Source organism: Salinicoccus siamensis, assembly GCF_055391965.1.
In genome coordinates, this window is record NZ_AP043765.1 from 951,158 (window position 1) to 966,841 (window position 15,684).

At 45.2% G+C, this 15,684-nt stretch carries 12 protein-coding genes; all 12 read left to right on the forward strand.

What is annotated here, in order from left to right:
- Window positions 1-106 precede the first annotated feature (106 nt).
- The 12 genes from ACZ5LF_RS04980 to thrS all read left to right on the forward strand — a co-directional run bounded on the left by ACZ5LF_RS04980 (window position 107) and on the right by thrS (window position 15,486).
- Window positions 107-1,222, forward strand: a complete 1,116-nt coding sequence (locus ACZ5LF_RS04980) for a citrate synthase (protein WP_380569375.1) — start codon at window positions 107-109, stop codon at window positions 1,220-1,222.
- 40 nt (window positions 1,223-1,262) lie between these two features.
- Window positions 1,263-2,528, forward strand: coding sequence for an NADP-dependent isocitrate dehydrogenase (gene icd, locus ACZ5LF_RS04985; protein WP_380569376.1), 1,266 nt, complete (start codon window positions 1,263-1,265; stop codon window positions 2,526-2,528).
- 28 nt (window positions 2,529-2,556) lie between these two features.
- Complete coding sequence (gene mdh, locus ACZ5LF_RS04990; protein WP_380569377.1) at window positions 2,557-3,489, forward strand: malate dehydrogenase; 933 nt, start codon at window positions 2,557-2,559, stop codon at window positions 3,487-3,489.
- Window positions 3,490-3,580: 91 nt separating this feature from the next.
- Complete coding sequence (locus ACZ5LF_RS04995) at window positions 3,581-5,158, forward strand: AbgT family transporter (RefSeq protein WP_380569378.1); 1,578 nt, start codon at window positions 3,581-3,583, stop codon at window positions 5,156-5,158.
- A 114-nt stretch (window positions 5,159-5,272) separates the two neighbouring features.
- Complete coding sequence (polA, locus tag ACZ5LF_RS05000; protein ID WP_380569379.1) at window positions 5,273-7,873, forward strand: DNA polymerase I; 2,601 nt, start codon at window positions 5,273-5,275, stop codon at window positions 7,871-7,873.
- Between the two features lie 8 nt (window positions 7,874-7,881).
- Entirely contained in the window at window positions 7,882-8,751 is an 870-nt protein-coding gene (gene mutM / locus ACZ5LF_RS05005; protein ID WP_380569380.1) for a bifunctional DNA-formamidopyrimidine glycosylase/DNA-(apurinic or apyrimidinic site) lyase, read from the forward strand.
- 4 nt (window positions 8,752-8,755) lie between these two features.
- A complete protein-coding gene (coaE, locus tag ACZ5LF_RS05010) occupies window positions 8,756-9,346 on the forward strand; it encodes a dephospho-CoA kinase (RefSeq protein WP_380569381.1) in 591 nt (196 codons plus the stop codon).
- An 85-nt stretch (window positions 9,347-9,431) separates the two neighbouring features.
- A complete protein-coding gene (locus tag ACZ5LF_RS05015) occupies window positions 9,432-10,436 on the forward strand; it encodes a glyceraldehyde-3-phosphate dehydrogenase (RefSeq protein WP_380569382.1) in 1,005 nt (334 codons plus the stop codon).
- Between the two features lie 88 nt (window positions 10,437-10,524).
- Window positions 10,525-10,998, forward strand: a complete 474-nt coding sequence (nrdR, locus tag ACZ5LF_RS05020) for a transcriptional regulator NrdR (protein ID WP_380569383.1) — start codon at window positions 10,525-10,527, stop codon at window positions 10,996-10,998.
- Window positions 10,985-12,316, forward strand: a complete 1,332-nt coding sequence (locus ACZ5LF_RS05025; RefSeq protein ID WP_380569384.1) for a replication initiation and membrane attachment family protein — start codon at window positions 10,985-10,987, stop codon at window positions 12,314-12,316. The genes nrdR and ACZ5LF_RS05025 overlap by 14 nt, the downstream gene beginning before the upstream one ends.
- A gap of 5 nt (window positions 12,317-12,321) precedes the next feature.
- The gene (dnaI, locus tag ACZ5LF_RS05030) at window positions 12,322-13,251 is read left to right on the forward strand and encodes a primosomal protein DnaI (RefSeq protein WP_380569385.1); all 930 of its coding nucleotides are present in this window, start codon (window positions 12,322-12,324) and stop codon (window positions 13,249-13,251) included.
- 306 nt (window positions 13,252-13,557) lie between these two features.
- Window positions 13,558-15,486, forward strand: a complete 1,929-nt coding sequence (thrS, locus tag ACZ5LF_RS05035; RefSeq protein WP_380569386.1) for a threonine--tRNA ligase — start codon at window positions 13,558-13,560, stop codon at window positions 15,484-15,486.
- Window positions 15,487-15,684 lie beyond the last annotated feature (198 nt).

Below are 15,684 nucleotides of genomic sequence, written 5' to 3' on the forward strand. Positions count from 1 at the left end.
CAAAAGAATAAATGATGCTGTATTATTCACAAAGTTCTTTAATTTGATATAATGGCAATAAGGCCGATTGGCTATACTAAGAATTAACTAGAAGGAGAATCGATATATGTCTGAGAAAAAAGGTTTAGAAGGTATAGTTGCAACCGAATCACGCATCAGTTCAATCATTGGTTCGCAGCTCACTTACTGTGGTTATGAAATCGATGACCTTGCAGAAAATGCACTATTTGAAGAAGTCGTATTCCTATTGTGGAACGACAGATTGCCGAACCAGACTGAACTTGATGATTTCCAGGCGAAATTATTTGATCATATGACGCTCAATCCTAGAATCTACACTCATTTCGAGGAATACGCAGCGGATAAGATTCATCCAATGGCAGGTCTGCGTACAGCATTGTCATATCTGTCACACTTCGATGAGAATGCTGAAGACATGAGTGATGAAGCGAATCAGGAAAAAGCCATCCGTATTCAAGCTAAAGTGGCTTCACTCGTTGCAGCATTCTCAAGGATAAGAAGTGGTAAAGAGGTCGTCAAACCTAAAAAAGGACTCAATTACGCTGCAAATCTTCTGTATATGATGAAAGGCGAAGAGCCTAACAGTACAGAAGTCGAGGCAATGAATAAAGCCCTTGTGCTTCATGCAGACCACGAACTGAATGCGTCAACATTCACGGCACGCGTATGTGTCGCGACACTTTCTGATATGTATTCAGGCGTAACAGCTGCAGCTGGTGCACTCAAAGGACCTCTTCATGGCGGAGCGAATGAACGCGTAATGAAGATGCTTGGTGAGATCGAATCTCCTGAAGCTGTAGAAGACTACTTGAAAGAAAAATTCGAAAACAAAGAGAAAATCATGGGAATGGGGCACCGTGTCTATAAAGACGGCGATCCACGTGCAAAATATCTGAAAGAGATGTCCAGACAACTCACCCAGGAAATCGGGGAGCCTGAGCTCTACGAAAAATCCATAAAGATCGCAGAAGTTGTAGAACGTGAAAAGGGCCTTCTGCCAAACGTTGACTTCTTCAGCGCCTCGGTCTATCATGCGATGGGGATTGACCATGATCTGTTCACGCCAATCTTTGCTGTCAGCCGCGTGTCCGGATGGATTGCACATATTCTGGAACAGTACGAAGACAATCGTCTGATCAGACCAAGAGCTGAATATGTTGGACAAACCGGCAAGAAATATGAAGCAATCGAGAAGCGCTAAAACAAATTTTCAAAATTATTAACCAGGAGGATTTTTATTTATGTCGAGTCAAAAAATCACAACAAACAATGGAATTCTGAACGTACCTGATAAGCCAATCATCCCATTCATAGAAGGTGACGGCATTGGACCGGATATCTGGAAAGCTGCAAACAAAGTACTTGATGCAGCGGTTGAAAAAGCATATGACGGTAAAAAAGCGATTGAATGGAAAGAAGTATTGGCAGGCCAAAAAGCGTATGACAATACCGGCGAATGGCTGCCACAGGAGACTTTGGATACAATCAATGAATACCTGCTTGCAATCAAAGGCCCTCTCACTACACCAATCGGTGGCGGTATCCGTTCATTGAACGTTGCGCTGAGGCAAGAGTTGGATCTGTTTACATGCCTCAGACCGGTAAGGTATTTTGAAGGTGTTCCATCTCCATTGAAACGTCCTGAAGAGACGGACATGGTCATCTTCCGTGAAAACACAGAGGATATCTATGCAGGTATCGAATTCCAGGAAGGCACTGATGAAGCGAAGAAGGTAATCGACTTCCTTCAAGATGAGATGGGCGCTAAAAACATCCGCTTCCCAGAAACTTCAGGAATCGGAATCAAGCCGGTATCCAAAGAAGGTACTGAGAGATTGGTACGTTCTGCCATCAACTATGCGATTGAAAACAATAGACCTTCTGTGACTCTTGTCCATAAAGGTAATATCATGAAGTTCACTGAAGGTGCATTCAAAGCTTGGGGCTATGCACTTGCTGAGCGTGAGTTCGGGGATAAGGTATTCACGTGGAATGCGTATGACAAGATTGTTGAGGAAGAAGGAAGAGAAGCAGCCGACAAAGCACAATCAGAGGCGGAAGCAGAAGGCAAAATCATCATCAAAGATGCAATCGCCGACATCTTCCTGCAGCAGATCCTTCTTCGTCCAAAAGATTTCGGCGTTGTAGCTACAATGAACCTGAACGGAGACTATATCTCTGATGCATTGGCGGCACAAGTTGGTGGAATCGGTATCGCTCCTGGTGCGAACATCAACTATGAAACAGGCCATGCAATCTTCGAAGCAACACACGGAACAGCACCTAAATATGCCGGCTTGGACAAGGTCAACCCATCATCCGTCATCCTCTCGGGCGTTCTTATGCTTGAACATATAGGATGGCAGGAAGCGGCAGACCTTGTAACAAAAGCTGTTGAGAAGACGATTGCTTCTAAGGTCGTGACTTATGACTTCGCCCGTCTGATGGATGGTGCCAAAGAAGTTAAATGTTCCGAGTTTGCAGACGAACTTGTCAAAAATATGTAGTTGAAGCCACCTTTTAAGGGGGAATAGCATGAACAGGAAAAAAATATCAGTCATAGGCGCCGGGTTCACTGGCGCTACGACTGCCTTTATCGCAGCTTCTAAAGCGCTTGCAGATGTGGTCCTCGTCGATATTCCGCAAGCGGAAGACCCGACACGCGGCAAGGCACTTGATATGCAGGAAGCGACACCGGTTCTTGGAGTCGACGTAAATATTACCGGCACAAGTGATTATGCGGATACTGAAGATTCCGACATCGTCATTATTACTGCAGGCATTGCACGGAAGCCAGGCATGAGCCGGGACGATCTCATCAAGACTAACCAAAAAGTAATGAAAGCAGTGACACGGGAAATAGTCGAGCATTCACCGGACTGTACAATCATTGTTCTGACAAACCCTGTAGATGCTATGACGTACGCTGTCTATAAAGAGTCCGGTTTTCCAAAAAACCGGGTCATTGGACAGTCGGGAGTGCTTGATACCGCCCGTTTCCGGACGTTTATAGCAGAAGAACTGAACCTTTCCGTCAATGATGTACGTGGGTTTGTCCTTGGAGGCCACGGAGACGACATGGTGCCTCTGATTCGCTATTCATCGGTCGGAGGTGTGCCATTGGAAAGTCTTATGGACAAAACCAAGATAGATGAAATCATCGAGCGCACAAGGAAAGGCGGAGCTGAAATTGTAAACCTGCTGGGTAATGGTTCTGCCTATTATGCCCCCGCTGCCTCTTTAGTGGAAATGGCTGAAGCCATCCTCCATGATAAAAAGCGTGTGCTTCCATCCATTGCGTATCTGGACGGAGAGTATGGCTATAGTGACATCTATCTTGGTGTACCGGCAGTGATAGGCACAAATGGCGTCGAGAAGATCATCGAGTTGGATTTAATAGAAGATGAAAAGAAACAGCTGGATAAGTCCAGGGATTCAGTTGTGAATGTAATGAAATTATTGAAATGAGATTTATGATTCTGTAATGGCACTAAACTGAAAAGATCACCTGATTAGGCGACCTTTTTAGTTTAGTGTATTTTGGGAGGAAATTTTGGGAATGGAAAATGGTAAAAAGAATAAAGGTTTTTTTCAGAAATTTCTTGATTTTGTAGAATGGCTCGGTAACAAACTCCCTCATCCCGTCACCCTGTTTGCGATTCTCGCACTTCTTACGCTCGTTGCATCTGCAATCTTATCGACGTTTGAAATTTCAGTGGAACACCCGGGAGAGGACCAAGAAACCGTCACCATCAATAACCTGCTGGATGGTGAAGGGGTAAGTTACATATTCTCCAGTATGACTGATAACTTCATCAACTTTGCGCCGCTTGGAGTCGTTCTCATAACGATGCTTGGTATTGGTGTTGCTGAACGGTCAGGTCTGATAAGTGCAGCTTTACGCGGATTTGTATTGTCAATACCTAAGACCCTGATCACAGCAGGCCTTGTCTTTGCGGGTATCATGTCTTCACTTGCATCTGATGCAGGATATGTCGTATTACCGCCGCTTGGTGCAGTGTTGTACCTTGCCCTCGGCAGGCATCCACTGGCTGGTCTTGCAACTGCTTTTGCCGGTGTTTCTGCTGGATTCTCGGCCAACCTGCTTCTGAGTGGTACAGATGCCATGCTGGCTGAACTTTCCATTCAGGCGGCTTCCGTCATCGATCCGCAATATGCTGATGGCATGAACGTTGCGATGAACTACTTCTTCATTGCAGCCAGTGTTTTCCTGCTGACTCTTGTAGGCTGGTTCGTCTCAGACAAGATTGTAGAACCTCGCCTTGGAACTTACAACGCTGACTCTGAAGAAGCGACTGCCGCTACTGATACGGATGAAATGAATCCATTGAAACCGATCGAGAAAAAAGGGTTGACATGGGCAATCATTTCGATGGTAGTAGGGGCATTGCTTGCATTGCTTCTTGTCGTTCTGCCAAATTCGCCGATGCGTGGAGATGATGCAGTCGGTTCCTATATGGACACAATCGTCCAATCGCCATTCATGAGTGACGGACTAGTGCCGATCATCGCAATCCTCTTCTTTATACCGGGGCTTGTCTATGGCTTGATTACACGTTCAATCAAGAGTGATAAGGATGTAGCGAATCAGATGACTGAAACGATGGCTTCGATGGGCATGTTCATCGTGTTGGCATTCACCGCCGGCCAGTTCGTCTCTTATTTCGCAGAATCCAATATGGGCCTTGTTATAGGAGTGTATGGTGCTGAGTTGCTTGAAACCCTCAAATTGACCGGTATTCCACTAATCATAGGCTTTATGCTGGTCACAGCAATCGTCAACCTGTTCATAGGTAGTGCGAGTGCAAAATGGGCGATGATGGCTCCGATATTTGTACCGATCATGATGCAGCTCGGCTATTCACCAGAGTTGACGACTATGGCGTACCGTGTTGCGGATTCATCGACAAACATCATCACACCTCTCATGACATACTTTGCGATCATCATTGCCTTTGCGCAACAATATAACAAAAACGTAGGAATCGGGACATTGATTTCTGTCATGCTGCCTTATTCCATCTTCTTCTTTGTTACTTGGGCACTGATGTTGATCGTTTGGATGCTCCTTGGGTTGCCACTTGGACCAAACGCACCAATTGAATATACACCGTAGAAAAAAGGTACAGCATAAGCTGTGCCTTTTTTCATGGATTAAGTTTGCATTGGAATGTATAATTCTTAATGAAGCAATGGTTTAATAAGACCATTGGAAGAGAGGGGTAATGGAATGGATAAGTTGATTCTGATAGATGGCAATAGTGTTGCCTTCAGGGCGTTCTATGGTCTGCCGCTCCTCAGTAACCAGAGCGGCCTGCATACGAATGCGATATTTGGTTATGCAAGACTGCTTGAAAAAATCATTGCGGATGAAAAGCCTACCCATTTTCTGGTAGCCTTTGACGCCGGCAAATCTACTTTCAGGCATAAACAATATGAAGAGTATAAAGGGGGAAGGCAGAAGACGCCTCCCGAGTTGGGTGAACAACTGACACCCATCAGGAGATTGATTGATGTCTATGGCATCAAACGTTACGAACTTGATGAATATGAAGCTGACGATATCATTGGTACCCTAAGCACTAAAGCAGATAAGGAAGGCCTAGAGACAATCATCATTACAGGGGACCGTGACCTTACACAGCTTGCCAGTGACCATACAACAATCTACTACACCAAAAAGGGAATATCCGATATAGATCGTTATACTCCGGCCTTCGTCGAAGAATTATACGGTCTCAAGCCAGAGCAGATCATCGACCTTAAAGGCTTGATGGGCGATAAGTCGGATAACATTCCTGGGGTCCCCGGAATTGGAGAAAAGACCGCGCTTAAATTACTAAAAGAATATCAAAGTGTGGAAGGTGTGCTTGAACACCTTGATGAAGTGAAAGGTAAGAAGCTCAAAGAAAACTTAACGGAGTATCGCGAAGATGCCCTCCTGAGCAAGGATCTGGCAACGATCTACAAAGAAGTTCCCATCGATTTCGATATTGCCAGCCTGAAGTTTGAACAGGACCGGGAAGAAGATAAATATGAACTGTTCAAAGAGCTGGAATTCGAATCGCTGCTTAAAAATATGGAGGCAAGCGAAACTGAAGACAAAGTCGAATTCGAAGATGAGCGAGTGGATTCCCTGGAAGAGTTGAGCGGCGATGTTTCTTTCCATCTGGAAGTAAGGGCAGAAAATTATCTCGTCAATGCACCTGTGTATCTTGCTGCAACAGATGGAGCGCTGACATTCATAAAATCGATTGATGAACTGGAATCGTCATCAATTGAAGATTTCCTCACATCCAGGAAGTCCATTAATGTATATGACATCAAACGGCAGATGGGGCTTCTTAGACATTTGGACATTCATTTCAAAGGGTTTGATTCCGACATCATGCTTGGCAGTTTCCTGCTGGATCCTTCCAAGAAGATTATTGATGTCGCGGAGACTGCTGCTGACTTCGCAGTCAATATAGATAGTGATGATTATCATTACGGCAAAGGGAAGAAAGCTGTAACCCCGTCAGGTGCAGAACATGAAAAGTTTCTCAATGACAAGGTAATGGCCATCCATAAGGTGAGAGAACCGATGGAGGAATATTTAAGAAGAGATGAGATGCATGAACTCTGGGAAACACTTGAAATACCATTGGCTAAGGTTCTTGCTGATATGGAATACAGGGGCATCAAAGTAGATGCTTCACGGCTTGAGGAGATGGAGAAGGACATACAGAAACGGCTGGATGAAATTGAAAGTACCATATACGAGATGGCCGGAGAGTCGTTCAATATCAATTCGCCTAAACAGTTGGGGCATATTCTGTTTGAAAAGTTGAATCTGCCTGTCATCAAAAAAACTAAAACGGGCTATTCCACTGCAGTCGACGTTCTGGAACAGCTACAGGATAAACATGAAATCATTGAGCATTTACTGCATTACCGTACCTTAGCCAAACTCCAGTCCACATACGTGATTGGACTCCAGGGGGAAATTAAAGAAGATTCGAAGATCCACACTCGATTCAATCAGACGTTGGCCCAAACAGGTAGGTTGTCGTCGGTTGAACCGAACCTTCAAAACATCCCGATACGGATAGACGAAGGACGAAAGATACGTAAAGCGTTCGTGCCAAAAGATGAAAATCATGTTCTGTTGGCTCTTGATTATTCACAGATTGAATTGAGGGTGCTTGCACACATTACTCAAGATGAGACGATGATCAATGCCTTTACAAGTGATACCGACATCCATACTAAAACTGCGATGGAAGTATTTAAAGTCGATAAAGAGGATGTTACGCAGAACATGAGGCGGAATGCGAAGGCTGTGAATTTTGGCATCGTCTATGGCATAAGTGACTATGGATTGAGCCAGAACCTTGGCATCACCCGTAAAGAAGCCAAAACCTTCATTGATAATTACTTGAATTCATTCCCCCAGGTCAAGGCGTTCATGAAGTCGATCATACAGGATGCCAAACGTGATGGTTATGTGAAGACAATGCTCAATCGCAGAAGGTATATACCTGATATCCATAGCAAGAACTTCAATGCACGAAGCTTTGCAGAACGCACTGCAATGAACTCCCCAATCCAGGGTACAGCAGCCGATATAATAAAATTGGCAATGGTGGAATATGACAAATCTGAAGAGGCAAAAAAATATGATGCAAAACTGCTGCTACAAATCCACGATGAACTGATTTTCGATGTGCCAAAAGATGAAGTGGAGGATTTCATCCCAGTTATTCGACGCATTATGGAGAATGCGATTGAACTCAGTGTACCGCTCAATGTGGATTATGGTTATGGCAGTGATTGGTATCAAGTGAAGTAGGTGGAAGAATGCCGGAATTACCAGAAGTGGAATTGGTCAAGCGTTCTCTAGAACGGACGGTGGAAGAGAAGGGGATCGGTGCCATATCTTTCTCTGACTATATATATAAGGGGCATGAAATTGGCCGAAGAACCATAATTAAAGAAAATCTTGAATCATTTAAAAAGAAAGTCGATGGTGCCTATATCAAAAAGATAGGAAGGCGCGGGAAATATCTGTACTTCATCATGGAAAAGGATGGAGGCGTCTTCCATCTGATTTCACATCTCGGCATGTCGGGTGCTTTCTTTGTGGCCGACTCGATAGAACAGATCAAAGACTTGAATTACCGCAGGCATTGGCAAGTGTCTATACCGCTGTCAGATGGACAGTCTCTTGTCTACAGTGACATCAGACGTTTTGGGGAAATGTCGACCGTTGACAGGATGATTGACTTCCCTCCCTTTAAAAGGATGGCCCTGGAGTATACGCATCCGGATAGTCTTGCTGAATTCATTGAAAAGATCAAAGATCCCGGCAGAAGCAATAAAGCGATCAAAGCGTTGATAATGGATAGCACGGTCATACCAGGTGTCGGCAACATCTATGCTTCAGAAGCATTGTTCATGTCGGGAATTTCCCCCGTCCGGAAGGCGGGGAATATTTCAGTTGAACGATTAACCAAGTTGCACCAGGCGATTGTTGAAGTATTTGAGCTGTCACTGAGCCGTGGTGGTTCCACAATCTCGGATTATAGAGGGATATCAGGGGAGAGGGGCAGCATGCAGGACCGGTTCAAAGTCTACCAGAAGAAGGTATGCCCGAGCTGTGAGGCGCCCCTCAAAACAAAAACGATAGCAGGAAGAAATACATTTTATTGTACAAATTGTCAGAGGTGATCCAATGAACTACATTATCGGTCTGACCGGAGGCATTGCCAGTGGCAAGTCAACCGCTTCAGAATATATTCGATCAAAAGGCTATCCCGTGCTTGATGCGGATATTTATGCCAAAAAGGCGACTGCACAAGATGGCCCTACCTATAAAGGGATACTCGACCACTTCGGGGAGGACATTGCAGGACCGGACGGCGAAATAGACAGAAGGAAGTTGGGGGCGATCATTTTCAATGATCCAGAAAAGCGGCAAATATTGAATGGTCTGGTCCATCCTGAAGTGAGACGCATGATGAATGAGGATAAAGAACGATTGAGCCGGGAGAGCCATGTATTTTTGGATATCCCGCTCCTATTCGAAAATGAGTTGGATGAACAATGCGACTTGACTGCAACAGTCTATGTCGATGAGGAAACGCAAAAAAAGCGGTTGATGGACAGAGACGGCTTTACAGAAGAAGAGGCGGTGTCAAGAATCAGAAGTCAAATGCCGCTATCGGATAAGCGCGATAGAAGCGACGTCGTGTTTCAGAATAGTGGCTCTATTCAGGAATTGAGGGGCCAGATTCAAAGCTTTCTAGACAAGATTGAAAAGTGAACATTTTATGCAGATTACACCTTTAAACACGCTTTCAATATGTTATACTAATCAGTGAAAAGTATAGCATAAAGGGGCAATCGTCATGAAAAAAGTAGCAATCAATGGTTTGGGAAGAATTGGAAGAATGGTATTTCGCATCGTTGCCGCTTCGGATGAATTGGAGCTCGTAGCGGTGAACGCCAGCTATCCTGCCGAAACACTGGCTCATCTCCTCAACTACGACACCACACATGGGAAATTCGGAAAGCAGATAGAAGGCAATGGAGACAAGCTGGTCATGGATGGTAAAGAAATTCTGATCACGACAGAAAGAAATCCGGAAAAACTGCCATGGGGAGACTTGGGTGTGGATATTGTCATTGAAGCGACAGGTGCCTTCAACCATGGTGACAAAGCAGCGGCCCATGTTAAAGCAGGGGCCAAAAAAGTATTGCTGACTGCACCAGCCAAAGGCGGAGATGTGCAAACTGTAGTTCTTGGGGTAAATGATGAAGAATTCGATATAGATAAATATGATGTATTCTCCAATGCATCGTGTACGACAAACTGTCTGGCGCCAGTCGCCAAAGTGCTGGATGAGGAGTATGGCATCGAAAATGGTTTGATGACGACTGTCCATGCCTACACAAACGATCAGAAGAACATCGATAACCCGCATAAAGACCTTAGACGGGCACGTTCTTGTGCAGACAACATCATACCGACTTCGACTGGAGCAGCAAAAGCCTTGGGTGAGGTTCTCCCCCAATTGAACGGCAAACTCCATGGCTTGGCATTGAGAGTGCCTGTCTCGAACGTCTCGCTTGTCGATCTGGTGGTTGATCTGAAAAAACCTGTGACAAAGGATGCACTCAATGAAACATTCGAGAAACACGCTGATGGTGCGCTATCCGGTATCATGGGTGTCACTTATGAACCGCTGGTGTCCAGTGATTTTAACACTGACAGCAGAAGTTCGATTATAGACGGTTCGTTGACGATGGTCATGGACGACAACAAAGTCAAAGTCCTGGCATGGTATGACAACGAATGGGGTTATTCGACCCGAGTGGTGGAATTCGCTGAAAAAATTGCTGAAAATCTATAGAAAGAAAAGAAGAAACGAGAGTTTCTTCTTTTTTTATGGTCAATGTATTATAATGGTATATCAAACTGGGTAGGAAGAGGTGGTCACAGTGAAATGCCCGAATTGTCATCATACAAGTTCGAGGGTGGTCGATTCCAGGCATACCGATGAACTGTCTGCGATACGCCGGCGTAGGGAATGCGAAGAGTGCGGTTTTAGGTTCACGACGTTTGAACGTATGGAATTATCACCGCTGGTCGTAGTCAAAAAAGATGGAAACAGGGAAGTCTTCAGCCGGGAGAAACTGATGGATGGATTGCTCCGTGCATGTGAAAAGCGTCCAATCCCCTATGAGACGTTGGAGAAGACAGCAGCCCAGATAGAGTTGGACCTCAGGAATTTAAATAAATCGGAAGTTTCGAGCAATGATATCGGAGAACATGTCATGAAAGCGCTGATTACCTTGGATCAAGTGGCATATGTAAGGTTCGCTTCGGTCTATAAGGAGTTCAAGGACATCGACCAGCTCATGGAGACCTTGAAGCATCTGGCTAAAGGCAGTGACGATAATGAACTTCAATGAAAGACTAAAACCAAATACCGAGTTCATCGTTTATATGCCGTCACCGTTCGAAAAGTCCCATCTGAACATCATAAATGAACTGTATCTCCCCCTGATTGGCCAGGAAGCGGCCATGTCATATATCTACCTTCAGGAATCTTCAAACCATTACAGCAAACTTGAAACCAGGCTCCACAGAGAGATAATGGATGAATTGAACATGCCGCTTTCAAGCTTCTCAAGCATACTCGAGAAGCTTGAAGCGATTGGACTTATCCGTACGTTCGTGTCCAATACCCCCCATGAAGATCGCTTCATATACGAGCTGTTGTTGCCGCTTACACCAGATGCCTTCTTCAAAGATCCGATGCTTAGCCTCTATCTCTATGGCCAAGTGGGTTCTGTGGCTTTCAATAGAAAGAAGGGGCGCCTCCAATATCCGCCGATGCCAGAAAACTTCACCGAAGTAACACGCAAGTTCACCGAAGTGTTCCACACAGGGAGTGGTGAAGGTTTCGAAGTGCCCACTGAAACTTTCAGCAAGGAAAACGAATCTGTAGGACCGCAAGTCGACCTAGAAGATTTTGACTTTGATGTGCTCTTTACACATCTGAAAGGGACACGTATCGACCGTGCGTTCTTTACGAAGGAAATACGGATGCTCATCGTTAAATTGAGTATCCTATTCAATTTCAATGCCTATGACATAAAACAAATATTGTTGTCATCTACAACACAATATGCGGGAATAGATAAAGAACAGTTGAAGTATGAAGCGAGGAAATACTATCAGAAAGAGAACAAGGGCAAGATTCCTAAATTTGATGGTCCGGCGCAACAGGCGGCTGAAGATAACACCGGTAAGGAACCATATATAGAACAACTCGAAACCATTAACCCCCTAGACCGGCTGAATGATATACGCGGCCAGCGGCCAAGCGACAATGATGTGAAGCTCGTCACCGACATAATCGCCCGTACAAGTCTGCCAGGCGGTGTCATAAACCTACTTCTTGAGTATGTTTATCAGCAGAAGGACGGAGACTTGAACTACCCGTATACAATGAAAATTGCAAGGGACTGGGAGGAGAAGGGGATACGTTCGGCTAAGGAAGCCTATGAATCGATAATGGAATACAGAAAGCAACGCAACCCGAAAAAAGGCGGGCGCAGAGAACGCCAAGGTGAAAAGAAACCTGCATGGATGGATAAATCATCCGCTAAACAGAAGAGCGACGTGCACACCGATAGCGGGAAAAAAGCGTCATCTGTCCAGAAGACAGCAAAGGATGATCCCGAGCTACAAAGAATGATAGATGAATTCAGAAAATCCAGGTGATCTTAATGGAACCCATAAACCAATTTTTAAAAAACTCAAAGAAACTGCAGGAGAATAATGAGCGCCTTTATGAATCGCTCATCAAGCATCCGCGCATTATAGAACTGATTGAAAACAGTGAGCATGAGATTACGCGTTCAATGATTAAAAATGATCTGCTTCAATTGAAACGTTACGCCGAACAATCTTTAGCCTGTGAGAAATGCGGCTCGCTGAGTGGGTGTGTGAACCATCCACAAGGTTATGTACCTTCTATAGATGTAAGGGATGGGCGGATACATGTAATCTATTCCCCTTGTCCTACAAAAATCAAAGAAGACCGCTTCCGGGAAAAGGAAAAGATGATCGAATCCTATCATGTACCTAAAGATGTTAAAGATGCGACATTCGATACGGTTTTCCTGGATGGGGACTCCAACAGGCAGGAAATCATCAAAAAGGCAATTTCAGCAAGCAAGAAGATAATCGATGGAGAAAAAACGAAAGGGCTTTATATACATGGCAGTTTCGGCATCGGCAAATCCTATATGTTGGGATGCATCGCCAATGAATTGAAGGAACAGTCGGTCTCTTCGATAATCGCCTATGTACCTGAAATCATCCGGGATCTCAAATCAGGTTTCAAAGATGGGACGACAGATATCAAGTTTAAGACGCTGAAAACGGCTCAAGTGCTGATGCTTGATGATTTAGGAGCCGAAGATGTGACCCCTTGGGTGAGGGATGAAGTCATTACGAGCCTGCTTCACTACCGCATGGTCGAAGGTCTCCCGACGTTCATCAGTTCAAACTATTCGATGGAAGAACTGGAGTACCGTTATAGCCGGACGAAGGAAAACGGTGTGGAGGAGACTAAAGCCCGAAGGATGACGGAGCGGTTGCGCTCATTATGTGAAGAAGTACAGCTCGAAGGCAGAAACTATAGAAACGGTTGATGCTTGATAATTGACTCGGCCTTCAGTATAATCAATATATAATTCCATCAGTTAAACGCCAAGGACAATGCTTTTTCGTATTCATTCAAAGAGAGTGCATGAAATGCTGAAACATGCATAATGGAACGATTGAGATACTCCCTTGATATATGTCGGGCTAAAACCCGGACGGCGCGGGCTGTTATCTCCGGCTGAAGGCGAGTTAAATCTCGTGAATCAGGGTGGTACCGCGGTGTCAATCGTCCCTCTATTAGTAGAGGGACGATTTTTTTCTGGTGAGACTATGATGATGAAAGGATGGAAAACATGACGCAGATAGAAATAAAATTTCCAGATGGCAATATCCAAAATTTACAGTCGGGTGTGACTCCTGAAGAAATTGCACAGTCCATAAGCCCGGGCTTGAAGAAAGCGGCCGTTGCCGCAAAGGTGAATGGGGAAATGTATGATCTACGAAGGCCGATTAATGAGGATGCTGACCTGCAGCTTATCACCAATAAAGACGAAGAGGGCCTTGAAGTGCTACGCCACTCTACAGCGCATCTTATGGCGCAAGCGCTGAAACGCCTTTACGGCGATGTGAAATTTGGTGTTGGTCCTGTAATTGAAGAGGGCTTCTATTATGACTTTGATACCGAGGAGAATATTTCCTCGGATGACTTTGAAAAAATAGAGAAAGAGATGCAGCGCATTGTTGATGAGAATGTGGAAATAGAGCGAAAGGAACTCACGAGGGGCGAAGCGCAGGAATTATTCAAGAATGATCCCTATAAGCAGGAGCTCATCGAGGCGATTCCTGAGGATGAAACCGTAACAGTCTATTCCCAAGGGGAGTTTACAGACCTGTGCCGTGGTGTGCATGTTCCGTCCACATCAAAAATAAAAACCTTCAAACTTCTATCTACAGCCGGTGCCTATTGGCGGGGGGACAGCAATAACAAGATGCTGCAGCGCATATACGGCACTGCATTCTTTGATAAGAAGGATCTGAAATCCTACTTGAACCTTTTGGAAGAACGTAAGGAACGTGACCACAGAAAAATTGGCAAGGACATGGAATTATTCCAAAACAACCAGTTGGTAGGTGCAGGCCTGCCATTGTGGCTGCCTAACGGCGCAACAATCAGACGCGAAATCGAGCGGTACATCGTCGATAAGGAAGTTGCTTTAGGTTACGACCATGTCTATACACCTGTACTGGCAAATGTCGACTTGTATAAAACAAGTGGCCATTGGGAGCACTATCAGGATGACATGTTCCCGACGATGGACATGAATGGGGAAGAGTTGGTGCTGCGCCCGATGAACTGTCCGCATCACATGATGATCTACAAATCGAGCAAGCACTCATATAGGGAACTGCCGATACGGATTGCAGAGCTCGGCACGATGCACAGATACGAAGCAAGTGGCGCTGTAAGCGGACTTCAACGCGTCAGGGGAATGACATTGAATGATGCCCATGTGTTCGTCAGGCCGGATCAGATAAAAGAAGAGTTTAAACGTGTGGTCCAACTGATAATCGATGTCTATGACGATTTTGGATTCGAGAACTATTCATTCCGTCTGAGCTATCGCGACCCTGAAGATACTGAAAAGTACTTCGATGACGATGAAATGTGGAATAAGGCTGAACTGATGCTGAAAGAGGCAGTGGATGAAATGGAACTCGAGTACACTGAGGCTGATGGGGAAGCGGCCTTCTACGGGCCGAAACTTGATGTTCAAGTACAGACTGCCCTCGGCAAGGAAGAAACCCTATCGACAGTGCAGTTGGACTTCCTGTTGCCAGAACGCTTCGAATTGACCTACACGGGCAGCGACGGCGAACTGCATCGTCCTGTGGTGATACACCGCGGAGTGGTTTCTACCATGGAACGCTTCGTTGCGTTCCTGACTGAAGAATATAAAGGCGCATTCCCACTCTGGCTCGCCCCACAGCAAGTGGAAATCATTCCGGTCAACCTTGACCTGCACTATGATTACGCCCGTGCACTCAAAGATGAAATGAAGAGCCACGGCATGCGGGTCAGCATCGACGATAGGAATGAGAAGCTTGGGTATAAAATCAGAGAAGCCCAGATGAGGAAGGTGCCTTACCAGGTGGTCATCGGGGATAAGGAAATCGAAGAGAACCAGGTGAACGTCAGAAAGTACGGCGAGAAGGACCAGATCACTTACGACAGGGAAGACTTCATCTGGGAACTTGTTGATGAAATCAGGCTGAAAAAATAACTGCTTGACAAAGTCTGTGAAAGACTGTAGAATTATAAGAGTTGATAAGAACGGACAAGAAGAAGCTCCCGCTTCTCACCCGCAAACACCTATGAGGTAGTGACCGGGTCACGCAGTGAGATAACGATGGATTGGCATGATACCATTCCAGAATTTCTCATCACTGGTTGGCGGGCGCATATATGTGCCCGCCCTTTT

What these genes read in the sequence shown, in the direction of transcription:
- ACZ5LF_RS04980 (WP_380569375.1), top strand. Translation starts at nt 107, where the DNA reads ATGTCTGAGAAAAAAGGTTTAGAAGGTATAGTTGCAACCGAATCACGC.
- icd (WP_380569376.1), top strand. Translation starts at nt 1,263, where the DNA reads ATGTCGAGTCAAAAAATCACAACAAACAATGGAATTCTGAACGTACCT.
- mdh (WP_380569377.1), top strand. Translation starts at nt 2,557, where the DNA reads ATGAACAGGAAAAAAATATCAGTCATAGGCGCCGGGTTCACTGGCGCT.
- ACZ5LF_RS04995 (WP_380569378.1), top strand. Translation starts at nt 3,581, where the DNA reads ATGGAAAATGGTAAAAAGAATAAAGGTTTTTTTCAGAAATTTCTTGAT.
- polA (WP_380569379.1), top strand. Translation starts at nt 5,273, where the DNA reads ATGGATAAGTTGATTCTGATAGATGGCAATAGTGTTGCCTTCAGGGCG.
- mutM (WP_380569380.1), top strand. Translation starts at nt 7,882, where the DNA reads ATGCCGGAATTACCAGAAGTGGAATTGGTCAAGCGTTCTCTAGAACGG.
- coaE (WP_380569381.1), top strand. Translation starts at nt 8,756, where the DNA reads ATGAACTACATTATCGGTCTGACCGGAGGCATTGCCAGTGGCAAGTCA.
- ACZ5LF_RS05015 (WP_380569382.1), top strand. Translation starts at nt 9,432, where the DNA reads ATGAAAAAAGTAGCAATCAATGGTTTGGGAAGAATTGGAAGAATGGTA.
- ACZ5LF_RS05025 (WP_380569384.1), top strand. Translation starts at nt 10,985, where the DNA reads ATGAACTTCAATGAAAGACTAAAACCAAATACCGAGTTCATCGTTTAT.
- dnaI (WP_380569385.1), top strand. Translation starts at nt 12,322, where the DNA reads ATGGAACCCATAAACCAATTTTTAAAAAACTCAAAGAAACTGCAGGAG.
- thrS (WP_380569386.1), top strand. Translation starts at nt 13,558, where the DNA reads ATGACGCAGATAGAAATAAAATTTCCAGATGGCAATATCCAAAATTTA.